Source organism: Ruegeria sp. B1, from assembly GCF_056535885.1.
In genome coordinates, this window is sequence record NZ_JBQFJA010000001.1 from 3,387,370 (window position 1) to 3,412,741 (window position 25,372).

General features: G+C 58.3%; 19 protein-coding genes. 6 read left to right on the plus strand and 13 right to left on the minus strand.

Annotated features, from left to right (window positions below):
* Window positions 1-35: 35 nt before the first annotated feature.
* From ACR3ES_RS16685 to ACR3ES_RS16710, 6 genes are all read right to left on the minus strand, one after another.
* Window positions 36-2,888, minus strand: coding sequence for a S8 family peptidase (locus ACR3ES_RS16685; protein ID WP_480426506.1), 2,853 nt, complete (start codon window positions 2,886-2,888; stop codon window positions 36-38).
* Between the two features lie 410 nt (window positions 2,889-3,298).
* Window positions 3,299-4,462, minus strand: coding sequence for a M20 aminoacylase family protein (locus tag ACR3ES_RS16690; protein WP_480423929.1), 1,164 nt, complete (start codon window positions 4,460-4,462; stop codon window positions 3,299-3,301).
* Between the two features lie 19 nt (window positions 4,463-4,481).
* On the minus strand, window positions 4,482-5,645 hold the full coding sequence (locus ACR3ES_RS16695) for a M20 aminoacylase family protein (protein WP_170433375.1): 1,164 nt from the start codon (window positions 5,643-5,645) through the stop codon (window positions 4,482-4,484).
* Window positions 5,646-5,660: 15 nt separating this feature from the next.
* Window positions 5,661-6,827, minus strand: coding sequence for a M20 aminoacylase family protein (locus ACR3ES_RS16700; RefSeq protein WP_170433373.1), 1,167 nt, complete (start codon window positions 6,825-6,827; stop codon window positions 5,661-5,663).
* 43 nt (window positions 6,828-6,870) lie between these two features.
* Complete coding sequence (gene argE, locus ACR3ES_RS16705; RefSeq protein WP_480423931.1) at window positions 6,871-8,037, minus strand: acetylornithine deacetylase; 1,167 nt, start codon at window positions 8,035-8,037, stop codon at window positions 6,871-6,873.
* A gap of 5 nt (window positions 8,038-8,042) precedes the next feature.
* Window positions 8,043-9,863, minus strand: a complete 1,821-nt coding sequence (locus ACR3ES_RS16710) for an ABC transporter ATP-binding protein (protein ID WP_170433369.1) — start codon at window positions 9,861-9,863, stop codon at window positions 8,043-8,045.
* 283 nt (window positions 9,864-10,146) lie between these two features.
* On the opposite strand from ACR3ES_RS16710, the gene ACR3ES_RS16715 reads away from it, so the two are divergent.
* The 3 genes from ACR3ES_RS16715 to ACR3ES_RS16725 all read left to right on the plus strand — a co-directional run bounded on the left by ACR3ES_RS16715 (window position 10,147) and on the right by ACR3ES_RS16725 (window position 13,930).
* Window positions 10,147-11,853: a peptide ABC transporter substrate-binding protein gene (locus ACR3ES_RS16715; RefSeq protein ID WP_170433367.1), complete on the plus strand. Its 1,707-nt coding sequence runs from the start codon at window positions 10,147-10,149 to the stop codon at window positions 11,851-11,853.
* 96 nt (window positions 11,854-11,949) lie between these two features.
* A complete protein-coding gene (locus ACR3ES_RS16720; RefSeq protein ID WP_170433365.1) occupies window positions 11,950-12,957 on the plus strand; it encodes an ABC transporter permease in 1,008 nt (335 codons plus the stop codon).
* Window positions 12,950-13,930 carry an ABC transporter permease gene (locus ACR3ES_RS16725; RefSeq protein ID WP_170433363.1) on the plus strand — a complete coding sequence of 327 codons (981 nt, stop codon included), beginning with the start codon at window positions 12,950-12,952 and terminating at the stop codon, window positions 13,928-13,930. Before ACR3ES_RS16720 ends, ACR3ES_RS16725 begins: the two co-directional genes overlap by 8 nt.
* Window positions 13,931-13,936: 6 nt before the next feature.
* On the opposite strand, the gene ACR3ES_RS16730 is transcribed toward ACR3ES_RS16725, so the two are convergent.
* The 6 genes from ACR3ES_RS16730 to ACR3ES_RS16755 all read right to left on the minus strand — a co-directional run bounded on the left by ACR3ES_RS16730 (window position 13,937) and on the right by ACR3ES_RS16755 (window position 20,592).
* A complete protein-coding gene (locus ACR3ES_RS16730; protein WP_480423934.1) occupies window positions 13,937-15,073 on the minus strand; it encodes an MFS transporter in 1,137 nt (378 codons plus the stop codon).
* A 71-nt stretch (window positions 15,074-15,144) separates the two neighbouring features.
* Window positions 15,145-16,422, minus strand: a complete 1,278-nt coding sequence (locus ACR3ES_RS16735; protein ID WP_170433361.1) for a DUF3422 domain-containing protein — start codon at window positions 16,420-16,422, stop codon at window positions 15,145-15,147.
* A gap of 107 nt (window positions 16,423-16,529) precedes the next feature.
* On the minus strand, window positions 16,530-16,886 hold the full coding sequence (locus tag ACR3ES_RS16740) for a VOC family protein (protein WP_170433359.1): 357 nt from the start codon (window positions 16,884-16,886) through the stop codon (window positions 16,530-16,532).
* Between the two features lie 87 nt (window positions 16,887-16,973).
* Window positions 16,974-18,428, minus strand: a complete 1,455-nt coding sequence (locus tag ACR3ES_RS16745) for an NAD(P)(+) transhydrogenase (Re/Si-specific) subunit beta (protein ID WP_170433357.1) — start codon at window positions 18,426-18,428, stop codon at window positions 16,974-16,976.
* A 13-nt stretch (window positions 18,429-18,441) separates the two neighbouring features.
* Window positions 18,442-20,013 carry a Re/Si-specific NAD(P)(+) transhydrogenase subunit alpha gene (locus ACR3ES_RS16750; RefSeq protein ID WP_170433355.1) on the minus strand — a complete coding sequence of 524 codons (1,572 nt, stop codon included), beginning with the start codon at window positions 20,011-20,013 and terminating at the stop codon, window positions 18,442-18,444.
* A 129-nt stretch (window positions 20,014-20,142) separates the two neighbouring features.
* Window positions 20,143-20,592: a methyltransferase family protein gene (locus ACR3ES_RS16755; protein WP_170433353.1), complete on the minus strand. Its 450-nt coding sequence runs from the start codon at window positions 20,590-20,592 to the stop codon at window positions 20,143-20,145.
* A gap of 171 nt (window positions 20,593-20,763) precedes the next feature.
* Here ACR3ES_RS16755 and kynU point away from each other — a divergent pair, with 171 nt between their 5' ends.
* Window positions 20,764-21,957: a kynureninase gene (kynU, locus tag ACR3ES_RS16760; protein WP_170433351.1), complete on the plus strand. Its 1,194-nt coding sequence runs from the start codon at window positions 20,764-20,766 to the stop codon at window positions 21,955-21,957.
* On the opposite strand, the gene ACR3ES_RS16765 is transcribed toward kynU, so the two are convergent.
* Entirely contained in the window at window positions 21,950-22,528 is a 579-nt protein-coding gene (locus ACR3ES_RS16765) for a TetR/AcrR family transcriptional regulator (protein WP_170433349.1), read from the minus strand. The genes kynU and ACR3ES_RS16765 overlap by 8 nt on opposite strands.
* Window positions 22,529-22,626: 98 nt before the next feature.
* Here ACR3ES_RS16765 and ACR3ES_RS16770 point away from each other — a divergent pair, with 98 nt between their 5' ends.
* Both ACR3ES_RS16770 and ACR3ES_RS16775 read left to right on the plus strand, forming a co-directional pair.
* Window positions 22,627-23,091, plus strand: a complete 465-nt coding sequence (locus ACR3ES_RS16770) for a (2Fe-2S)-binding protein (RefSeq protein ID WP_170433347.1) — start codon at window positions 22,627-22,629, stop codon at window positions 23,089-23,091.
* A 3-nt stretch (window positions 23,092-23,094) separates the two neighbouring features.
* Window positions 23,095-25,335: a molybdopterin cofactor-binding domain-containing protein gene (locus ACR3ES_RS16775; protein ID WP_170433345.1), complete on the plus strand. Its 2,241-nt coding sequence runs from the start codon at window positions 23,095-23,097 to the stop codon at window positions 25,333-25,335.
* Window positions 25,336-25,372: the final 37 nt, after the last annotated feature.

The window sequence follows — 25,372 nt, forward strand, 5'->3', positions numbered from 1 at the left end:
GCAGATGAAGTGGCCGAAACATCTGCCCTTGCGGCTCAAAACCTGTGACTGAGGGCAAATCCAATGTAGGGATTGGGGTCACCGCCTTGTGCGCGATATCCCGCGTTAAACAGAATTTCCGGTCCGGGCGCTTCTGAAGCAAGCTGATAGGTCAGGCCAATATCTATCGGCCGCACTGAAGATGTAATCTGCACAGTTTGAGAGCTTCTTGTCACGCCCGTGCTTTCCTGACCGGCCACTGCTGCAACCCTGTCCCGGGGGAGGTCGATTGAAATCTCACCAGAGGAGATCTGGAGCGGACTGGATATCGACAAGCGCATCGTGCCTGGGCTGCCGAGAAAGCGTTTCTTGCTGATTGAGACGCTGCCGGCACGCCCCGTCAGACTTTTGCCGCCAGTGACCAGGCCTGCCTGTTTGAAATCTGTCCTGCTTTGCGTGCCCGATACCGTCAGGAGCGTGCCCTGCCCGACCGCAACAGATCCGGATATTTCCAAGAATGAGGTAGAGCTGCGTCCGTCCTGACCCGCGGCTCCCATAAAGCGGGATCCAAGGACTGTGCCGTTTTCTTCTATGAGGCCGAACTGAGCAGAAAGGCCTGACCCATCTTTGTCTTTTGCTTCGAGCCCTATGCTGGTCCTTGAGAAGGAGCCCGTGGATGATCCGAAAGCATGGTCCATCGTCAGCGCCAGCGCGTCTGTAATCTGGACGTCATGTCCGAATGCGTAATCCTCTGTCAGAAGCTGTCCAAATGGATCTGCGTCTGGATCTATGTCGCCGAGAGTTATCTCATAGGAGAACACATCCCCATCAAAACGGAGACCTGTTCCGTGATCTGAACGCATGAGTGTGAGGCTGTCGCTGACCTTTGTTTCCCTTGTGATCGCAAGGCGGGGTCTTGGCGCCTTGAGTTCGGAGACCAAGGCACTGGCAGCAAGCTCAAATCCGCGCGTATACGCATCTGCAACCATCAGGGTCTGCCCTGCGAGGGCCTGGTTGAGGGCTGGCGCCAGGGCGCCGCTGGCGACGATGCCCGTTTCGGCGAGAGGCATGGCGGCGCTCTCGATGGTGTTCCCCTGGTAGACGACAAGCTCACCCATAGGAAGCATGGCGCGTTCCAGATTGAGGAGGCCCTGCCCGTAGATCGGGTCAACACCCGGCTCACCGAGATCTTCGGCTGCCGCGAACATAATCTCAGCGATTACGGGTGCTGTCAGGTGTGGCCACTGGCTCTTCAATACGGCATAGGCGCCAGTGACATAGGCGGCTGCAATGGATGTTCCGTTCAAGTGAGTGAAGCCGTTGCCGTTGGGGATGATAATGACACCTGCGCCTGGCGCAGCGAGGCAAAAGTGCATTGCGACGCCACAGTGGTTGGAGGAGTGCCATAGGCTCTTGTCTTCACGGACAGCAACGACGGCGATGAAGTAACCGAGATAATCGTCCAGCACGACCGGAATGCCTGCAGTGACTGAGACGTCGGGCAGGCCGCCGTTGCCTGCGCCAAAAACGGTCATCAAGTCTTCGGATTTGGCTCTATTCAGGGCGGTGATGGTTTTGTCGCCAAGAAATTCTTTGAGATTTTTGCTATTTTCGTCCGGAGTTTCAGTTGTGAAATCCGTGATTGGCATTTCGACGATGAAATCATCGACAATTTTGGTTCGAACCCAGCTGTTGTTCATGACATGCGCACCAGCGTCAATTGCGCGGTTTATGGCATCAGCCCATATGCTCTCGATCGGAATCGTAAATTCGGTGTAGTCGCCCCGTTTTCTTATTCCATTGAAGATGACAAGCTCGGATTCAAAGGCAACGCCGTGCAGGCCTTGACCGTTTTTCCTGCCTGCAGCGATGTTGGCAACATGCGTGCCATGACCGGAACGGCCATGACCGTCAGGTTCAGAAATATCGTCGGGGTCTCCGACAAAGTAAGAGTGGCTGTTCTCAAAGTCGATTTTCCCTTCGAATTCTGGACTGTCGATATCAATACCTGTGTCCAGGATTGCAATCTTTATGCCCTGTCCTCGCCAGCCTTGAGCGTATTTTTCATCGGCTCCAATCAGAGACAGAGCATAGTTTGCGTTGAATTCTTCGGTCCGGAAGAAAGCGGGATTGTCCGGACCGGGGCCTGGGTTGGGACCGGGGCCTGGGTTGGGACCGGGGCCTGGGTTGGGACCGGGACCTGGGTTGGGACCGGGACCTGGATTGGGACCGGGGCCTGGATTGGGACCGGGGCCTGGATTGGGACCGGGGCCTGGGTTGGGACCGGGACCTGGATTGGGACCGGGACCTGGATTGGGACCGGGGCCTGGATTGGGACCGGGGCCTGGATTGGGACCGGGACCTGGATTGGGACCGGGGCCTGGATTGGGACCGGGGCCTGGATTGGGACCGGGGCCTGGGTTGGGGCCCGGGTTTGGAGTGCCGGGACCTGGGCTTGGATTTGGACTGGGGTTTGGAGAAGGTGATGGGCTGGGACCTGGGTTTGGAATACCGGTGCCTGGATTTGGGCCGGAGCCTGTCTCAGAGTCTCCACCACCACCGCCTGCGAGAGAAGCTGCAAGCCCAACTGCGGCGAGCCCAAGGGCGATCGAACCAATCCCGAAGGTCTCCCCTGTGCTTAGCTCCGAAAGGGAAAAACTACGGATGTCTGGTGCCCGGTCTAAGGTTTGGTTGAGGTAGTCCTCCATAATCGCTGGTCGGCTCAGGAGGATGTACTTGCGTGCATCCTCGAAGGTTGATGGATCGCGCGCATGCTCACTGACGAGGAATTGCAAGGCCTGTTGATTTGAATAGGAGGTGAGTTGATCCGAGTAGATACTCGCCGCGACGGAGGTGGCAAAGGTGACAATGGCCGTCGTGGTCAGGGCTAACGTCTTAAACAGGCGCATGATGATTGCTATTCTTTAGCTGTTAGATTGTAACTGCTCGGTTGCGACCGCGCGCCGTTGATACCGATGAACCGCCCGACCCACCCGGCTCGCAAGTAACAAGCTGAATGTATTGCGGATATTGAGGATATTGAGGATTGCTGACCGATCATTCGGTAGGCGGGCCATTCGTTTCCTGCCCAACTTTAGAACCCGGTTACTGTATTGTGAAATACTCCGATCCTATGTTTGAATAGACATCGGCTATGGTGCGGCCTGCGCACGCCATGAGATCAGTGGCAGGAGTTTCACCACCTCAACCCAGACGAAAAGACCGAGCGATTGAAGCCGGATCAATCCAAATTAAGGCGGTCCGAAATCCAAAATAATTCGATCCGGTCTACTGGCCCCTCGCCACTATCCATTTGACCTCAGGCCGCCGGCATGCGTTGCTCAACGATCTCGGCCCACCAGCTACACCCGGCCGGAATGGCCTCGTCGTTAAAGTTATACTCGGGATGATGCACCATCGCGGTGTCACCATTACCGACAAGAATGTAAGCGCCGGGACGTTCTTCGAGCATGAAGGCAAAATCCTCTCCGCCCATGACCAGTGGCGCCTCTTCACAATCACCGGATACAGATCGCGCGACGTCTGCAGCGAAACCCGTCTGTTCAGTGCTGTTCACCATCACCGGGTAACCCCGGATATAGGTGACATCCGCCGTGCCCCCGAACGTGGCCGCGACGCCGTTGCAGATCTCGTTGATCCGGCGCTCGGCCAGATCGCGCATGTCCTTGCTCATGGTCCGCACCGTGCCTTTGATCTGGACGGTCTGAGGGATCACGTTGAACGCCTTTGACGATGTCTCAAACGACGTCACCGAAACCACAACCTGATCGATCGGGTCTGCATTGCGCGACGCGATGGTCTGCAGGGCCAACACGGCCTTTGCGGCGATGATGGTGCTGTCAACGGTCTCATGTGGCTTGGCCGCGTGGCCGCCGCGACCCTCAAACGTGATGTCGAACTGATCGGTGGCCGCAAAAAACGCACCTGGGCGGATCGAGAAGCTTCCGACCGGCTTGCCCGGCCAGTTGTGCATGCCATAGACCTCCTGGATGTTCCACCGGTCCATCATCCCGTCGTCACACATCTCACGACCGCCACCGCCGCCTTCTTCGGCAGGCTGAAAGATCACAACAACTGTGCCGTCAAAGTTACGCGTCTCGGACAGGTATTTCGCCGCACCCAGCAGCATCGCTGTATGCCCGTCATGGCCACAGGCATGCATGGCGCCCGGCGTTTTCGAGGCATAGTCCAGACCCGTTGCTTCGTGGATCGGCAACGCATCCATGTCGGCACGCAACCCGATGACTTTCCTGCTTTTATCAGTCTTGCCTTTAATGACGCCCACAACGCCGGTGCGACCAATGCCGGTGACAACTTCGTCGCAGCCGAACTCCTTCAGCTTGTCAGCAACCAGCGCGCTGGTGCGATGGGTATCGAACAGAATTTCAGGATTTTCGTGCATGTCACGTCGCCACGCGGTGATTTCATCCTGCAGCTCGGCAAAACGGTTTTTGACTGGCATGTGTTCTCTCTCTGCTACGTCAAGACGCCGGCATCCGGCGCTCGACCATTTCTGCGAACCACGAGCATCCGATTGGGATGATCTCGTCATTGAAATTGTATTCCGGGTGGTGCAGCCCGGCGCTGTCGCCGTTGCCCAGAACGATGAAGGCGCCGGGGCGCTCTTCCAGCATGAAGGAAAAGTCTTCGCCCCCCATGACCATGGGCGCTTCGGCACAGCTGCCGCCGACCGAGATTGCAACCTCCTCGGCATAGCCGGTTTGTTCCTTGGCGTTAATCGTCACGGGAACACCATGCGTATAGGTCACATTCACCTTGCCGCCCATGGTTGCAGCGACCCCTTCTGCAACCTCTGTCAGGCGCTTTTCGATGAGGTCGCGCAATTCGTTGGAATGGGTGCGCACCGTGCCTTTCACAGTGGCCGATTGCGGGATAACGTTGAACGCCTTCGACGAGGTCTCGACCGAGGTCACCGACAAAACGCCCTGCTGGATCGGATCGGCGTTGCGCGAGATCACGGTCTGTAAAGCCACGACCAACTGAGACAGCATGACCGTTGTGTCGACAGTATCTTGCGGTTTGGCAGCGTGGCCACCATGCCCTTCCAGATGAATCTCGAACTCATCCGCCGCCGCCAAGAGCGGCCCGGACCGGATCGCAAAATGCCCGGTGGGAACACCCGGAACATTGTGCATGGCATAGACTTCCTGAATGCCGAAGCGATCCATCAGACCGTCCTTGCACATGGCCTCGGCGCCATTGCCCCCCTCTTCGGCCGGTTGGAAAATCACGACCGCAGTGCCATCGAAGTTGCGGGTTTCCGCCAGATACTTCGCAGCGCCCAGAACCATCGCCGTGTGGCCGTCATGTCCACAGGCGTGCATGGCATTAGGTGTCTGCGAGGCATAGTCCAGGCCTGTCTGCTCCTGCATCGGCAGGGCGTCCATATCAGCCCGCAACCCGATCACCCGGTTCTGCGTGTCCGTCTTGCCGCGAATTACACCAACAACGCCAGTGCGACCAATGCCGGTCACCACCTCATCACAGCCAAACTCTTTCAGCTTCTCGGCCACCAAAGCGCTGGTGCGATGGGTGTCGTACAGAATTTCCGGATGCTGGTGAATGTCACGCCGCCACCCGGTGATCTCTTCATGCATTTCTGCAAGGCGGTTTTTTATCGGCATGTCATTCTCCCTGATTCATAAGACGGGCATTCGTCGTTCCACTAGCTCGGCAAACCAACTGCAGCCGGCCGGAATCGCGTCGTCGTCGAAATTGTATTCCGGGTGGTGGCACATGGCTGTATCCCCGTTGCCAACAAAGATGTAGGCTCCGGGCCGTTCTTCAAGCATGTAGGCGAAATCTTCGGACGGCATGATGGGATCGGTGTTCTCGGTTACTTTGCCCGCGACCGCTGCCGCAGCCTCAGCCGCATGCGCCGTCTCCGCTTCGGAGTTTACCGTCGCCGGATACCCCGGTGTCCAGACAACCTCGGCGCTGGCCCCAAAGGCCGAGGCGGTGTCTTCGGCAATTCTGCGCACACGTTCTTCTGCAATCGAACGATACTCCGGATCCAGTGTCCGAACCGTGCCTTGCAGGCGTACGGTGTGCGCGATCACGTTTGAGGCGGAACTGTCCGTTTCAAACGTGCCCACCGTCAGAACCACCCGCTTGATCGGATCGACAGTGCGCGAAACGACTGATTGCAACGCCACAACGATGTGAGAGGCCACAAGCGTAGTGTCGACCGCGTCATGCGGCGCTGCCGCGTGCCCGCCCTTTCCGGTCACCACAATTTCGAATTCATCGGACGAGGCCAGCAAGGCGCCCGACCGGATCGCAAACTCTCCAACCGGAAGACCCGGCATGTTGTGCATGCCATAGACTTCCTGAATGCCCCAGCGATCCATCAGCCCGTCCTGACACATGGCCAAGCCACCTGCGCCGCCCTCTTCTGCTGGCTGAAAGATCAACACGACCGTGCCATCGAAATTCCGCGTCTCGGCCAGATACTGAGCGGCGCCGAGCAGCATTGAGGTATGCCCATCATGCCCGCAGGCATGCATCTTGCCTGATACGGTCGAGGCATAGTCCAGCCCGGTTGCCTCTTCAATCGGCAGTGCATCCATATCGGCGCGCAATCCAACCACGCGCCCTTGGGTATCCTCGCGGCCCCGGATCACGGCCACAACACCGGTCTTGCCAATTCCCGGCGTGATTTCATCCACGCCAAACTCGCGCAGGCGATCCACAACAAAGGCGGCCGTTTCGTGAACGTCATACATCAATTCGGGATGTGCATGCAGATGACGGCGCCATTTGGTAACTTCGTCGTGCATTTCCGCAAATCTGTTCTTAACCGGCACTTCAAGGCCTCCCTGTAAACATCTGATAATTCAATAAAACGAGTCAGTCGGACAGTTTTTCCACCAAACGTTCCATGAATTTACGCCCCGCATCGAACTGGGCAATCGAAATGAACTCGTTTGGTTGATGCGCCTGTGCAATATCGCCCGGCCCGCAGATCACTGCGGAATACCCTGCTTCCTGAAACTGACCTGCCTCGGTGCCGTAGCTCACGACATGACTTGCATTGTCGCCCGTCAAGGCACGCACCAACGTCTCGGCCTCACCATCTTGTTCGGGAACAAGCGCAGGCACTGCAAAACTATCAGAAACCTCAATGCGCGCCTCTGGGTGAACCGCTTGCATCCGCGCCTCGGCCTCGTGGACTTGCCACAGATAGGCATCGCGCCACTGAGCAGCTTTTTCACCGGGCACAACGCGGAAATCCATCATGAACCGACAATCTTTGGCGGTGATGTTATGGGCCGTGCCTCCTTGGATCATTCCAACATGGCAGGTGGTCCATGGGGGATCGAAAACCGCTGCAATCGCGCTTGGTTCAGCGGCCCGGTTTTCGGCGTTTCGCGCGTTGGCCCAGTCGATCAGAGGAGCCGCCTCCATAATCGCGTTTACACCGGTATGCATGATCGAACTGTGAACTTCGAACCCCACAATGTGGGTTGCGTAACCAAAACCACCTTTGTGGCCGGTGACCGCCTGCATCATTGATGGCTCACCTACGATCACTGCCGATCCTTTCGGCAGAACGCCCTGCATCGCTTGGATCATTGGGGGTGCACCGGTACAACCGACCTCTTCGTCAAAGCTGAGCGCCAGTTGCAGAGGACGTTTCACGTTAGCATACTCTGCCTCAACCAATGCCCAAATGGCCAAAGCATCGAAGCCCTTCATGTCGCAGGTGCCGCGCCCGAAATACTTCCCGTCCTTTTCCACCACGTCAAACGGGTCAGTGTCCCACGGCTGCCCGTCAACAGGCACCACATCCGTGTGGCCCGAAAGAACGACCGCCGCCTCCTCCGGGGGGCCGACATGTGCGAACAGGGCTGCCTTGTGCGGTTGATCGGGGTCGGGCCAGCGGTGAGGCTCGATACCGTGATCGCGCAGATAGCCTTCGACCCAATCCACCAAGGGCAGGTTGCTGTCGCGGCTTACCGTCGGGAATGAGATCAGCTTGGTCATGATCTCAAGCGGCGTCAGACGCTGGGGCATTGGATTTAGTACCCGCTGTCTGTGGTCAGGATGAAATGACCCGGTTCAACCTCGCGATATTCCGATGGCTCTGCCGTATACCCGATTCGATGGATCGGGGATGGAATTGGTTTAAAATTCAGGTCCTTTTCCGATTTGCGCTTGTTGGGATCAGCAATCGGAACCGCTTTCATCAAGGCCTGCGTATAGGCATGCTGCGGGTTTTCAAAGACCCGTGCGCGCGGCCCAAGCTCGACAATGCGGCCCAGATACATCACGCCGACATAGTGGCTGACCCGCTCGACCACGGCCATGTCGTGGCTGATAAACAAATAGGACAGGCCCAGTTCGGACTGCAATTCCATCATCAAGTTCAGAACCTGCGCCTGAACCGACACGTCGAGAGCCGAGACCGCCTCATCCGCGATAATCAGCTTGGGATTCAACGCCAAAGCGCGGGCAATGGCGATGCGCTGACGCTGGCCGCCGGACATTTCATGCGGAAAGCGGCGCATAAAGCTGCGCGGCAGCTGCACCTTGTCGAACAGTTGCGCGACGCGGTCCTGTAGTTCCGACCCCGAGGCAACGCCATAGTTGCGCATCGGTTCGGCCACCTGATCCACCAACTGCATCTGCGGGTTCAAGGATGCAAAGGGATCCTGAAAGATCATCTGCATGTCCAGACGCGCCTTGCGCAGCCCGCTCTGGTCCAGCGTCATGATGTCAACGCCGTCCAGATCGATCTCACCCGCCATGGGTTCGACCAAGCGCAGGATCGACCGCCCAGCCGAAGACTTGCCGCACCCGGATTCACCCACAAGGCTCAGCGTCTGACCTTTATTCAGGTCAAACGACACATCTTCAACGGCGTGAACGTTGGCAACCGTGCGGCGCAGCAGCCCGCCCTTGACCGGGAAACGCGTCGTCAGGTTCTTGACCGACAGCAGGACCTCTTCGGTCCCCGGAATTGGCGCAATGGTCTGGTCCTCTGCACCCAAGAGTTTCATTGGCTCCGGTGCGGATTTGCCCTGCATTTCGCCCAGCTTCGGCACGGCAGCCAGCAGGGCTTTGGTGTATTCGTGCTGTGGGTTCTCGAAGATGTCCTTGACCGGTCCCTCTTCGACCTTGTTGCCCCGGTACATAACCACCACGCGATCAGCCATCTGCGCAACCACAGCCATATCGTGGGTGATGAACATAACCGCCGTACCGGTTTCCCGCTTGAGCCGGTCCATCAGCGCCAAGATTTCCGCCTGAATGGTCACATCGAGCGCGGTGGTCGGCTCGTCTGCAATCAGCAGTCGCGGCTCGCAGGCCATCGCCATTGCGATGACCACACGCTGACGCATGCCGCCCGACAATTCATGCGGGTATTGTTTCAACCGACGCTCAGGTTCGGGAATGCGGACTTGGCGCAGCAATTCCAAAGCGCGCGCCTCGGCCTCGGATTTGGACATGTCCTTGTGAATCCGCAGACCTTCGGTGAGTTGACGACCGACCGTGAAAACTGGATTCAGAGCCGTCATCGGCTCCTGAAAGATCATCCCAATCTCGTTGCCGCGAATCTGTTTCATCAAATCCTGATCCGCCGCAGACAGGTCCATCTCATCGCCATCGCGGCGATCAAACAGCAGCTCTCCGCCCGCGATTTCACCCCCGCCAAACTCGACAAGCCGCATCAGGGACAGAGACGATACCGATTTGCCCGAGCCGGATTCACCAACGATACAAACGGTTTCGCCCGGATTCACCTCGAACGAAACGTCTTCGACCCCGACCACGGGACCGTCCTTGGTTTGGAACTCGACACGAAGTTTTTTGATCTGGGCAATAGGTTGGTCCAGCACGCAGGCGCTCCCTTTGGCGGCTTTTTGTTCGAATGCCTGACGCTAAGGCGGCAACGCCCGAAAAGTCAAACCCGTTGCCATTTTTCGGTGCGGCAGCCCTTGCATTTTTCTAAAGTTCTGTTTCGATATCCTGCGTAACCGTATTGGGGAGAGTACGGCATCACAGCAATGCCACCTGATTTTGAGATTCAAAATCAGCACCTTATCCCAGCGCGGCAACGCCAAATCCGCAGGCCTTGCGGAGATATATCGAGACACGCAAGTGTCCAACATGGAGTGTATGATGAAAATCAAAACCCTTTTGCTTGGCGCGATCGCAAGCACGGCGATGGCCCCGATGGCCTTTGCCGAGCGCGGATCGGACGGCAATGTCAGCATCATTTACTGGCAGGCCCCGTCGATCCTGAACCCGTTCCTTTCGGGTGGCACAAAGGATGTGGAAGCATCCTCGCTGGTGATTGAACCGCTTGCGCGCTACGACCAGGACGGCAACATGGTTCCGTTTCTGGCCACCGAGATTCCGACGGTTGAAAACGGCGGCGTCAGCGAAGATCTGACCACGATCACCTGGAAAATCGCCCCGGGTATCACTTGGTCGGACGGGACTCCCTTTACCTCGTCTGATGTGAAGTTCACTGCGGAATACTGCATGCACCCCGAAGGTGGCTGTGCACAGGTGACAAAGTTCGAAGGCGTAACCTCTGTCGAAGCTGTGGATGATTTGACCGTCAAGGTCACCTTCGACGCGCCGACCCCTTTCCCCTACGGCCCCTTCGTGGGCGGTGAAAGCCCAATCATCCAGGCCGCGCAGTTTGCCGATTGCGTGGGCGCAAAAGCCCCTGAATGCACCGAGCAGAACTTTAACCCGATCGGCACCGGCCCGTTTGTCGTCACCGAGTTCAAGCCCAACGATGTGATCACCTTCGCGGCCAACGACAACTACCGCGATCCGGCGAAACCGGCCTTTGCGACTGTGACCTTCAAAGGCGGCGGTGATGCGACGGCGGCTGGCCGCGCGGTCATGGAAACAGGCGAGTTCGACTATGCCTGGAACCTACAACTGGCGCCTGAAGTGATCGCGCAGATGGAAGCGGGCGGCAAAGGCGTTCCGGTCGCGGGCTTTGGACCGCTGGTCGAGCGTATCATGATGAACCAGACCAATCCGTCACCCGACCTGCCGGAAGGCGAGCGGTCGACCGCAGCCCATCCGCACCCGTTCCTGACGGATCCAGCGGTTTACAAGGCGATGTCATTGGCCATCGACCGGCCGCTGCTGGTGGAAATCGGCTATGGTCAGGCGGGTCGCGTGACCTGCAACTGGGTCCCGGCCCCGGCTGCGTTCAACTCGACCTCTATGACATGCGACACGCAAGATATCGAAGGCGCCAAGAAGCTACTGGATGACGCGGGTATCGTTGATACCGATGGCGACGGCGTGCGCGAAAAAGACGGCGTTCCGCTGAAAATCGTCTATCAGACCTCGACCAATGCCGTCCGTCAGGATTTCCAAGCGCTGATCAAGGAATGGTGGAGCCAGATCGGCATCGAATCCGAATTGCGCAACATCAACGCGTCGGTCTTCTTTGGTGGTGACCCGGGTTCACCGGACACCTTCCAGAAGTTCTATGCCGATGTTGAAATGTACGCGAACACCTTCAACGGCACCGATCCGCAATCCTATCTGGGCAACGGTCTGTGCGACAAGGCACCGCGTCCAGACACACAGTGGCAGGGTGAGAACATCAGCCGCTTCTGCAATGCCGAGTATGACAAGCTGCATGCCCAACTGGCCGAAACAGCAGGTCTGGAGCAGCGCGCGGAAATCGCCAAGCAGCTCAACGATATCATGGTTGAAAATGGCGGTATGATCCCGCTGGTGCACCGTGGTCGTCTGTCGGCGCATGCAAACACCCTGGGTGGTGTTGTCCTGAATGTCTGGGACAGCGAGCTGTGGAACATTGCTGACTGGTACCGCAAGACCGGTTCCTAACCGTTAGCTATGCAAAAACCGCGCCCCGATTCCTGTCGGGGCGCGGTCTTTCGCATTTTCCACCAACAAAAAGACGCATATAAAGGCGCCTTGTAGATGCTCAACTTCACCATCAGACGACTGGTTCTGGCCGTTCCCACGCTGCTGTTCATCAGTCTCGTCATTTTCCTGCTGCTCGAGCTTGCCCCAGGCGACCCGATGGCACAGGTTCCGCTTACTGTCCCCCCCGAAGTCAAAGAAAAGATGCGCGAGGCGCTTGGCCTCGGCCAGCCCATGCATATCCGGTTCTGGAAATGGATCGTGCAGTTCTTCTGGATCGAACCGCAGGTTCTAGTCGACCACATGTTCGGCACAACCTTCTCCGAAGGTGACCTGCGTGTGATTTCGTGGCAGACCCGCTCACCCGTTATGGACATCGTGGTTCAGCGTATCCCGCAGACACTGTGGGTTGTCGGCACCGCCTATGTGGTCGCCATCCTGATCGCCCTGCCCATCGGCATCTATTCGGCCTACCGCCAGTATTCCTGGTTCGACCAGATGGGCACTTTTGTGTCGATGGTCGGCTTCTCGGTCCCGCCCTTCTTCTCGGGCGTATTGGTGATCGTGATCTTTTCGGTGCAACTCGGCTGGTTCCCCTCGATCTATGACACGACACTTGTCGTGAACAGTTGGGACAGCTTTGTTGTACAGCTTCAGCAGATGATCATGCCGGTTATGGTTCTGGCGCTGCAGATCACCGCGCAGCTCAGCCGCTTCATGCGCGCCTCGATGCTGGATAATCTCAATCAAGACTACGTTCGTACGGCCCGGGCTAAGGGCCTGAGCGAGTACACGGTGGTCATGGTCCACGTCCTGCGCAACTCGATGATCCCTGTGGTCACGGTGATCGCGCTGGGTATCCCGGCCATTTTCGGTGGCGCTATCATCACCGAGCAAGTGTTCAAAGTGAACGGGATTGGTCAATTGCTGATCGGCGCCATTCAGGCCAACGACCTGCCGATGGTGCAGACGCTGACCTTCATCTTTGCCGTGCTGATCGTGCTATTCAACCTGATCGCCGACGTGCTCTACGGCATTCTGGACCCGAGGATTCGCTATGACTGATCATGATCGTACCGATACGCTGATCCCGGACGAAGGACTCGCCCCGGCCTCGACCGCTCTGCCGACAACAGATGTCATGGAAGAGCTGGCAACGCCACCGCGCAGCCAGTGGCGGGATGTGTGGGATCAGTTCAAAACCCACAAAGGCGCAATGATCGGGGCCGTGTTGTTCATCTTCATCGTCGCCGCGGTCTATCTGGGCCCATATATCTGGACTATTGATCCCACACAGATCGATATCCGGTCTCGCAATCAGGGGCCAAGCCTAGCGCATCCTTTTGGTACCGACCAGCTAGGCCGAGATATTCTGGCCCGGATGATGTCAGGCGGTCAGACCTCGGTCTCGGTTGGCATCACCGCGATGCTGCTGGCCCTGTTCCTAGGCTCGTTCATCGGGGTTGTGGCCGGGTTCTTCAAACGGTTGGACGGGCCGCTGATGCGCCTGACGGACCTGTTCCTGGCCCTGCCTCTGCTGCCCTTGCTGCTGGTCATGATGCTGCTGTTCCGAGAGCCTCTATCAGCAGCCTTCGGGCTTGAACGCGGGATCTTCATCCTGATCGTCTGCGCCATTGGCATTACCTCTTGGATGCCCACCGCGCGGATTGTGCGGGGAGACGTGCTGGCCATCAAGGAACGGGAGTTCGTTCTGGCCGCCCGCTCCATCGGGACCAGCAACAGCCAGATCATCACGCGGCATATCCTGCCCAACGTGCTGTCCCCGATCATGGTGTCGGCCACATTGGGCATTGCAACCGCGATCATAACGGAAAGCGCGCTATCGTTCCTCGGGCTGGGCTTCCCACCAGATTTCCCGACATGGGGACGGCTGTTGTTCGATGGTGTGGATTACCTGCAGCAGTACCCTGAGCGTGTGTTCTGGCCAGGTCTTGCGATTTCGCTGACAGTGCTGAGCGTCAACTACTTGGGTGACGGCCTGCGCGACGCGCTCGATCCGCGCATTCGTGGGCGCTGAAGTAATTCAGTCGGCGCGCTTCAGCGCGCCGGCACACAACACGATCAAGACGGCTAAGGGCAGCAAGATTGCGAAAGCCACCTGCAGGCCCAAAATTTCAGCCAGGAATCCGATCATTGGCGGGCCGATCAGCAACCCTCCGTATCCTAATGTCGCGACACTTGCGATTGCCTGCCCCGGTGGCACATTGGGATCGCTGGCGGCTCTGCTGAACGCAAGCGGCATGATCACCGCGTAGCCGACGCCCATAAGAGTTAAACCTGCCAGAGCCAGCGGTGCATTTCCCGACGACACGACACAGAAAACGCCCATCGCCGCGCAAACCCCGCCGAAACGAGCCGAAGCAACCGGTCCAAACCGGGCAATTGCGACGCCAGCCGCCAGCCTGCAAACCACCATCGCAACGGAAAACACAGCATAACCGAGAGCGGCCACACGTTCGAGTGCACCCGTGACATCCCGCAGGAATATCGCGCTCCAATCGGCGACCGCGCCTTCGCCCAATGCGCCGCAAAGGGCGGTGAACCCAACGAGGATCAGTGCGCCCGACGGCAGCGCAAATACGGAAGCCTGCGAGGATACAGGTCGCCGCGACGCCCACGGCACCCACGACAGCACCAATGCAAAGATGACGACCGCTCCCCCGGCCAGCAGAAAATGCTGCATAACGGATAGCTCGAAGCTTACGGCAACGAAGCCGCTGATCGCACCCAGACCGGCCCCAAGGCTCCACATCGCATGAAAGGACGACATCAGCGGTTTGTCGTAGGATTGCTCAACTTCCGCCGCCCAGGCATTCATCGCCACATCCATCGATCCGTGAAATGCGCCGAAGAGGAACAGAAAGGCGGCAAGCGCTGCAAAGCTCCCCGCCAGAGGTAACAAAACAAGTGAAAACGTGTAGAGAACCGCGATCACCCTCGTTACCGATACGGCGCCAAAGCGATCCGTCAGCCGCCCGGTAATGGGGAAGGAACAGACCGCCCCCGCCGCCATGAACAGCAGACCATACCCCAAGTCTTCGTGGCTGAGGTTCAGGTGATCGCGCACGGCTGGAATGCGGGAGGCCCAGATGCCAAACAAGGCACCGTTCAGGATAAACATGGCGGCTACGGCCCGCCAGGCAGAAACTACACTGATCACCGGAACCTCTGGTCCAGAAATGTCCTATGGCGGCCAGTTCTACAAAGCTGCCCGTCCGGGGCAAGCCATTCTTACTCCAGCCGGCGACGGATCCGGCGGACGGCGTACCACACGGCCAGAACAACGGGGATCGTCACAGCCGCGGTCAGCATGCCCTTGCTGATCCCGGCCTGCGTCACCGGGTACAACAGATAGCTAACAAGCGAGACCGCGTAGTAGCTGATGGCCACAACCGACAGTCCTTCGACCGTGTGCTGAAGCCGCAGTGCCAGATCCGCGCGCCGGTCCATGCTTTCCAGCAGCGCCTGGTTCTGCGCACTGCGCTCGACATCGACCCGGGTCCGCAGCAACTCTCCGGCCCGGATGGCCCGGTCCGACAGCGTCTGCAGGCGTTTCTCGGTCGATTTGACGGTTCGAATGGCTGGATCATACCGGCGCATCATAAAGTCGGCAAAGGTCTGCCCACCGTGAAACCGATCTTCCCGCAGAACCTCGATCCGCTGGTTTACGATGGCTTCGTAGGCCCCAGTTGCACCAAAGCGGAAGGCGCAGCGGGCCGACAATGTCTCAAGCTCGGTCGAGGTTTTCAGAAGTTGCGGCAACAGATCATCCGGATGGTTGTCGCCATCGGTCATTTCCACCATCAGTTCCGTCAGGCGTTTGTCCAACTCGCCGATCCGCGGCATCAGGCTTTTGACTCGGGCAAACCCAAGCATCGACATGGCCTTGTAGGTCTCGATCTCACACAGACGCTGGATGACACGACCGGTCCTCCGCCGACCCGTGCCTTCGGACACGAACAGGGCAAATCTCATATGCCCCGCCGGATCGATGCGAAAGTCACTGGCGCAGATCACCGAATTGTCCAGCACATCGGCGACGGCCAGACTTTCGGGTTCGAACCATTCCGCCAATTCAGACATAATGACATCGTCATTGCCGCGTGGGACGGCGCGCAGCATGGCCGAGGTGACGCGCTGTCCGGGGCTGGCCCGCAGCCAATCCTCGGGAAACACCTCAAAGTCGGCCGGATTGAAGGCGCGGTCGCTGACGTTTTGCGTGATGGCGGTGTAGGTCACAAACTCGGTGTGCTGCTCCCATTTCAACCAATGCCGACCAATCTGACCTGAGTAATGCGTTGCATCAGGTCGCGGGTGCTGTGCGCCGTGCCGGTCCAGCAGATCGATCAGATGGGCAATATCTTCGCGCCTATCGCGCGCCACCGCCTCAACCGGTTTTTTAATCGCCAGAAAGGCAACCGTACAAGGTGCCTTGGCAACCGGAAAAGGGCGCGCGTGCAACTCGTTTGCCAACGCATAGCGCAATGGATGGTCATCAATCGGCGTCATTCCTGGGTCCCTCTCATCCGGGGGACTATACGCCATATACGCATAACATCAATTCTCTTTTTATTTCAGATACTTACAAGAATACAACGGTATACATGTCCGCTATCTTATTGATTTGGCTGCCACAGCTCGATGGGGTTGCCCTCGGGGTCGTGGATGCGGGCGAACTTACCAACCTCGCTGTCCCATTCGACACTGGTTTCTACCACAATACCGGCGGCTTGCAGTTGAGCAGTCAGGGCGGCCAGATCATCAACCCGGAAATTGATCATCCATTGCTGTTCCGATCTGCCGAAATACTCGGTGTCCTGCGCAAAGGGGGCAAAGACCGTATATCCCTCGCGCTGTTTCCAGGGCACCGGATCGTAGTGATTGACGCCCAGATGTTCGGCGTACCAGGCGCTCAACGCTTCGGGGTCTCTGGCCCTAAAAAAAACACCGCCTATGCCGTTCACTTTTTCCATGATCCACCTCCTTTACTTCGAGAGTACATCAAAAACAGGAAAGGCGCCCGATTGGAGCGCCTTTCCCTGGTGATCATTACGTCGAGATCAGTCGATCATCGGCAGCAACTTGTCGAGCGACTGTTTTGCATCGCCATAGAACATGCGGGTGTTTTCTTTGAAGAACAGCGGGTTTTCGATGCCTGAATAGCCGGTGCCCTGCCCGCGTTTCGACACAAACACCTGCTTGGCCTTCCAGCATTCCAGAACCGGCATACCAGCGATGGGGCTGTTGGGATCTTCCTGCGCCGCCGGATTCACGATGTCATTCGAGCCGATGACAATGGCCACATCCGTGTCCGGGAAGTCCTCGTTGATTTCGTCCATTTCCAGAACGATGTCGTAGGGGACTTTCGCCTCGGCCAGCAGAACGTTCATGTGCCCCGGCAGACGACCCGCAACAGGGTGGATCGCAAACCGGACGTTCTTGCCCTTGGCGCGCAGCTTGCGGACCAACTCGCTGACCGACTGCTGCGCCTGCGCGACGGCCATGCCGTAGCCGGGGATAATAACGATGCTATCAGCGTCGTTCAGCGCCGCCGCCACACCGTCGGCCTCGATGGCGATCTGTTCACCCTCAACGGCCATCTGCTCACCTTGCGGGCCACCAAAGCCGCCCAGGATCACGCTGACAAAATGGCGGTTCATCGCCTTGCACATGATGTAGGACAGGATCGCACCTGACGAGCCCACCAGCGCACCGACGACGATCAGCAGGTCATTGCCCAATGAGAACCCAATCGCGGCGGCAGCCCAGCCCGAGTAACTGTTCAGCATCGACACAACCACTGGCATATCGGCCCCGCCGATGCCCATGATCAGGTGATAGCCAATAAACAGCGCGGCCAGCGTCATCAGGAACAGCGGGAAAAACCCGCCCGAGCTGGTGTACCAGATCAGACAGATGAACGACAAAGCCGCAGCGCCAGCGTTCAGTGCGTGACCGCCCGGTAGCTTGGTGGCCGCGGACGTGACTTTCCCCGCCAGCTTGCCATACGCCACGACCGAGCCGGTAAAGGTGATCGCACCGATGAAGATCCCAAGGAACAGTTCGACGTGCAGGATAGCCAGTTCCGCCGGGGTTTTCTTGGCGATCAGCTTCGCAAAGGCACCCAGATCGGACAGATCGGCCTGACCGGCCGAATCCACGATCGCCATGACCTGCGCCACATTGCCGATCTCAAAATGCGCGTTGAAGCCAACGAAGACCGCCGCCAAACCCACCAGCGAATGCATCGCGGCCACCAGTTGCGGCATCTCGGTCATCTGCACACGTTGCGCTACGTACTGGCCAATAAAGCCACCGCCCGCGATCAGCAGCAGTGTCAGCAGCCACAGGCCAGATCCGGGACCGACCAATGTTGCAAAGACCGCCAGTGCCATGCCGACGATGCCGTACCAGACCGCGCGCTTGGCGCTTTCCTGGTTGGACAACCCGCCGAGCGAGAGAATGAAAAGGACAGCCGCAACGACATAGGCGGCAGTGGTGAAGCCAAATTCCATGTGCCCGGCCTCCTTAAGATTTCTGGAACATGGCAAGCATGCGCCGGGTTACGAGGAAGCCGCCGAAGATGTTGATCCCGGCCATGAAGATGGACAACGCCGCAAGCAGAATGACCAGAAACGATCCGGACCCGATCTGCATCAACGCCCCAACGATAATGATCGACGAGATCGCGTTGGTGATCGCCATCAACGGTGTGTGCAGCGAATGCGAGACGTTCCAGATCACCTGGAAGCCGACAAAGATGGCCAGCACAAAGACGATGAAATGCTGCATGAAGCTGGCCGGAGCGATCAGCCCCACCAACAGCATCAAGGCGCCACCGACCCCCAACAATGTGAACTGCTGCTTAGTCTGCGCCTTAAACGCGGCAATCTCCTGCGCCTTTTTCTCTTCCTGAGTCAGTTCCTTGACCTCGGCCTTGGGCTGCGCCGCGATCGCTTGGATCTTGGGTGGCGGCGGCGGATAGGTAATCTCGCCCTCATATGTGACTGTTGCCCCGCGGATCACGTCATCTTCCATGTCGTGATTGACTTGCCCGTCCTTTTCAGGGGTCAGGTCCGTCATCATGTGACGGATATTGGTGGCGTAGAGCGACGAGGATTGCGAGGCCATCCGGCTGGCAAAATCGGTGTAGCCGATGATGGTCACACCATTATCGGTCACGACCTTCTCATCTTTCACTGTGCCTTCCACGTTGCCGCCCTGTTCGGCGGCCAGATCCACGATGACCGAACCCGGCTTCATCGCCTCGACCATATCCTCCAGCCACAGCTTGGGTGCCGGGCGGTTGGGGATCAGGGCCGTGGTGATGACGATGTCCATTTCCGGAGCCAACTCTCGGAACTTGGCCAGCTGCGCGTTACGGAACTCCTCGGACTGAACCGACGCATACCCGCCAGTCGCGGCACCATCCTGCTGCTCCTCTTCGAAGTCGAGGTAAACAAATTCAGCACCCATGGATTCGACCTGTTCGGCCACTTCGGGCCGCACGTCAAAGGCATATGTGATCGCACCCAACGAGGTCGAGGTTCCGATGGCAGCCAGACCGGCCACGCCAGCGCCAACGATCAGCACTTTGGCTGGCGGTACCTTGCCGGCGGCTGTGACCTGACCCGTAAAGAAGCGGCCAAAGTTGTTGCCCGCCTCGATCACCGCGCGGTAGCCCGCGATGTTTGCCATCGAAGACAACGCATCCATCTTCTGGGCGCGGGAAATGCGGGGCACCATCTCCATGGCGATCACGTTCGCGCCCTTGGACTTGGCCAGTTCCATACCTTCTTCATTTGCAGCAGGGTTAAAGAAGGAAATCAGCGTTTTGCCCTTGGTCAGACGCTTCAGCTCGGTCTCGGTCGGTATCCGAACCTTGGCAACGATGTCAGAGGTCTTCCACAGCGAAGCCGCCGTCTTGACGATTTCGACGCCCGCAGCTTTATAGGCTTCATCCGAGAAACCAGCGGCTTGTCCGGCGCCTTTTTCAATTGCGCAGTCATAGCCCAGTTTCTGCAGTTGCACGGCAGAGTCCGGGGTCATGGCAACCCGATTTTCGCCGTCCAGTACTTCTTTTGGTGTGCCTATTTTCACTGGCAGTCCCCCTAATTTTCACTCGAACCGAGCGGGTGGTCGGTATTGTTTGTTAAGCAGAGATGTATCCCGCGCAAGATTGTTTCGCAAGTGCAGCATTTTTTACGTCATGTCATAGTTTGCGGCACCTCAGATCCACCTGCGTGTTTTGCGTTCATAGCGTGCGAAATCCGCCCGGAAGGTACGGCGTAGCCGATCCTCTTCGGGCAAAATAAACCGGCGTTCCAGAACCCACACGAAGACAGGGACCAGGACCAGCGACAACACGGCGTCAAACCGCAGGATCAGACCCGCAAGGATCAGGACGTCCCCGAGGTAGATTGGATTGCGGCTGCGTTTGTAGACGCCCGATTGCACCATGGTGGTCGGCGTTTCATGCGGGATAACGGTTGTCCGGTGACGCCGGAATTCGACAATGGCCAAGACAGCCAGCAGGATACCACCGCCGATCAGAACGCCGCTGAGCAGACCTGTGACCCCTCCCTTTAGTGAAAGGTCGAAATTCAGATAGCGCCCCTGCAGCCACGCCACCAGTATGAATCCCAGGAGCCAGACAGGTGGTACGTCAATCCGGCGCATGTTCGATCCTCGTCTGACGACATGCAGTGGCACATGTCGTTTCTGTGCGACCTCCTACCGCTTTCCGACCGGAATGGCAAAACCTCAGTGTGTCGCATTGATGGACAGTCAAGTGACGATCCGATACGCCAACGATATGCATAGACCCAAAGCGCGAGGTTCCACGCCCTCATGACCGATTTCACCGCAACCAAAGCCATGTTCGATCTGCCGGAAGGGGTGTTGTATCTGGACGGGAACTCTCTGGGACCTTTGCCAAAAGCAGCCGAAGACCGGGTTCAGGCGATGATGCGCGCCGAATGGGGTCAGATGTTGATCACCGGGTGGAACAAGGCGGGATGGATGGGTCTGCCCACCGGTTTAGGCGACCGGATCGGGCGGCTGATCGGTGCCGAAACCGGCAGTGTTGTCGTCGGCGATACTTTGTCGATCAAGGTTTATCAGGCAGTCGCCTCGGCTCTGGAATTGAACCCAACGCGCAAGGTGGTGTTGTCCGACAACGGCAATTTCCCATCGGATCTTTACATGGTCGACGGTTTGTTGCGCTCGCTTGGGCCCGACTATGAGCTGCGCGTTGTCGATCCCGACGCCGTCGCTGACACGCTCACCGAAGACGTTGCAGTCCTGATGCTGACAGAGGTGGATTATCGCACCGGGCGCATGCATGACATGAAATCTCTGACAGAGCTGGCCAATGCCAACGGCGTCGTCACCGTCTGGGATCTGGCGCATTCCGCCGGGGCTGTTCCGGTCGATCTGGCCGGTTGCAATGCCGACTTCGCGGTGGGCTGTACCTACAAATATCTCAATGGTGGGCCCGGTGCGCCGGCCTTTATCTACGTGGCGCCAAGGCTTTCCGAAAACGTGCGACCGGCTTTGTCCGGCTGGCTGGGGCATGAAGCCCCGTTTGCCTTCGATCTCGACTACCGCCCCGGCTCGGGCATTGAACGGATGCGGGTTGGTACACCACCGGTCATTCAGATGACTGCCTTGGCAGCCGCCATGGATATCTGGGACAGGGTTGAGATGGCGGATGTCCGTGCCAAGTCCATTGAACTGACGGAACTGTTCACCGCGCGGGTCGAGGCATCCTGCCCGGATCTGAGACTGGCCAGCCCGCGCGATCCGAACCAACGCGGCAGTCAGATCTCGTTCCGGTTCGACGAAGGCTATGCTGCAATGCAGGCCCTGATCGCGCGCGGAGTCATTGGAGATTTCCGGGCACCCGACATTATGCGGTTCGGTTTCACGCCCCTGTATATCGACGCGGCTGATGTGGAGCAGGCCGCCGATATTCTGGCGGACGTGATTGGCAATAGATTGTGGGACAGACCCGAGTACAAAATCCGGCAGCAGGTTACCTGACCTCGAGCCCTGCACCAATCAAGGCAGCCAACCGCGCCGTGCAGTTTTCGAACTCTGCGGCGCCCGAGGCTGTCATTTTGATCCCTATCAGTGTGCTTGTGATGGTTTTTGCCACGTCGGCCGGCGTGTGGTTCAAACGCACCCGACCAGCGGCGTCTTCCCGCGCCAGCCATGCAGTGTAGAGATCTGTCAAACGTGCCTCACCTGTCTCGACAATGTCGGTGGAGACGGATTTGGACATGTCCAACATCTCCAACCCGTGTGGAGACGCCAGAATCGCCGCCATCCCATCGGTCTGGGCCTGAATAGCTTGGGTGATAATGCCTGAAACAGACCCATCAGCGGACAGGGCTTGTTCAACGGCGTTGATCTTTTCGTCGTAATGCAACTGCGTGAGCCTGCGAACAATGTCCTCTTTGTTCTTGTAGTGCAGATACACAGCCGGACGGGACATCCCCGCGCCGCGCGCAATGTCATCCATTGATGTCTTACGGAATCCGTAGGCCGCAAACGCCTGAAAAGCGGACGTCAGAATTGCCTTTTGCCGCGTATCTTCAGATGCATCCTTCATGGATGGATCACTGACAGTCTTTGTTAAATTTGTCAATTGACATACTGACACTTTTCGCAAATTATGTCATTACGAGCCACAGCCAAGAGAGGTGCGCCATGGCCACGACCCTGAAGATCAACGGAACGTCTCATCAGGTAGACCTTCCAGACGACGTTCCCCTGCTTTGGGTTCTGCGAGATGAAGTTGGCCTGACCGGCACCAAATTCGGCTGTGGCGTTGCCGCCTGCGGTGCCTGCACGGTTCACATTGATGGAGAGGCTGTACGGTCCTGTCAGGTTGCGCTGTCGGATGTGTGGGGCGATGTGACGACGATTGAGGGCATCGGAACACCTGATGCGTTGGCCACCATTCAGCAGGCCTGGGTCGATCATCAGGTTGCGCAATGCGGATACTGCCAGTCGGGTCAGATCATGCAGGCCGCTGCCTTGTTGGCAGAAAACCCGGCCCCGACCGACGCTGACATCGACGAGGCGATGCAGGGCAACATGTGCCGCTGCGGCACATATCCGCGTATCCGCGCCGCAATCCAGGACGCCGCAGCCAAGCTGAAGGAGGCATAAGCCATGGCACGTATTGGTAAAATCCTCCGTCGTACGTTTTTGATTGGGTCTGCCGCGATTGTCGGGGGTGTAGCATTTGGCGCCTATTACGTCAGCCGTCCGGCTCCCAACCCATTGAAACCCAGAGAGGGAGAGGCCGCACTCAACCCATTTGTCCTGATTGATCAGAACGGCGTCACGCTGTTCGCGCCGCGCGCAGAAATGGGACAGGGCGTCCAAACCACCTGGGCAGCCCTGATCTCCGAGGAACTGGATGTCGATCTGGATCAGATCACCGTTCTGCATGGCCCAGCGGCGGCAGCCTATTACAATTCCGCGTTGGTCGGAGAAGGGCTGCCCAACAAGGGTTATGACATCACGAATTTCCAGCACAATCTGGGTGAAGCACTAGGCGTGTTGGGCAAAGTGCTCAGCCTTCAGGTCACCGGCGGCTCGACATCGATGAAGGACGGGTTTGAACGGATGCGCCAAGCCGGTGCGTCGGCTCGGGAAACTCTGAAACGCGCTGCTGCGAACCGGTTGGGCGTGGACCCGTCCGTTCTGCAGACCGCATCGGGACATGTCATTGCACCCGGCGGGGAAAAGATCGCCTATACGGATCTGGCGGTGGCCGCCGCAGATCTTGAACCGGTCGAGGTGCCGCTGCGTGATCCGTCTGAATGGCGCTATCTCGGCCAGACCCAGCCGCGCTTGGACATGGTTGAAAAAGCTACGGGAACCGCCGAGTTCGGCGTTGATGTCCGCCTGCCCGGCATGAAATTTGCCAGCGTCCGCATGAACCCGAAACTCGGTGGTGCGATGAACGGCTATGACGACAGTGTCGCGACGTCCATGCCGGGCGTCGAGAAGGTGGTCGATCTGGGCACCGGTGTTGCGGTGATTGCCAACAATACCTGGCTGGCCAATCAAGCGGTAGAGGCGATCGATGTGGACTGGGGGGAGGCGCCCTACCCGCCTGAAACGGACGCGATTTTCGCGAAAATTGCCGAGGCGTTCGACGATGCACCCAACTCGACAATGCGCGACGACGGTGATGTGGACGTCACACCCGAGGGCGCGATTGAAGTCACGGCAGAGTACCAGGTGCCCTATCTGGCCCACGCCACCATGGAACCCATGAATGCCACGGCCCTGTACACCGGAGACGCGTTGGAGCTGTGGTGCGGTAACCAGGCCCCGACGCTGATCCAGTTCCGTGTCGCCAATACCGCCAATCTCGACACCGAGGCGGTTCAGATACACACCACCTATCTTGGCGGCGGATTTGGACGGCGGGGCGAATTGGATTTCGGTGAGATCGCCACCAAAGTTGCGATGGCAGTACCCGGCACCCCGGTCCAGACAACCTGGAGCCGCGAAGAGGACATGCGCCATGACTATTACCGGCCCGGTGCAATGGCCCGGATGCGCGGCGCGATTCAGGATGGTAAGGCGGTCCTGATCGACGGTAAGCTCGCTGCTCAATCCTGCACACAGCAGGCGGTTGAGCGGTACACGGGCTTTCCCGGAGCGGGTCCTGACAAAGTTCTGGTCGAAGGCTTCTTTAACCAACCCTACGGTGTGCCGAACTATCGCATGAGCGGTCATATTGCCGACCTGGCCATCCCGGTTGGGTTCTGGCGATCGGTGGGCAACAGCCATAACGGCTTTTTCCACGAGACGTTCATGGACGAAATGGCCCATGCCGCAGGTCGCGACCCGCTGGGATTTCGTCTGGAACTGATGCAGGACGAACATGCCCCGTCAGCGGGTTGCCTGGAAGCCGTGCGCGACATGTCCGATTGGACTGGGCAGACACCGGAAGGTGTCGGCAGAGGCGTGGCCTTTGCCTACAGTTTTGGCACACCGGTTGCCCAGGTGATCGAGGTTGTCGACGAGGATGGCACGATCCGCATCAACAAAGCCTGGATTGCGTGTGACATGGGGCTGGCGCTGGATCCGGACAACGTCAAGGCGCAGATGTTCGGCGGTATGGTGTATGGTCTGTCGGCCGCATGCTACGGCGAGATCACCTTTGCCGAGGGCGAAGTCGAACAATACAACTTCCCCGACTACGAGGCGCTCCGCATGCATACGGCCCCGCAGGTCGAGGTGCGCGTGCTTGAAACCAACCGCCATATGGGCGGCGCAGGCGAACCCGGCACGCCACCTTCGATGCCAGCGTTGGGCAATGCGCTGTTTGACCTGACCGGGACGCGCGCGCGCACTTTGCCACTGATCAATCAGTTCAATCTGCTGGTTTGATCCCTGCTTACCGGCCCCGGTATATGCGCCGGTGCTG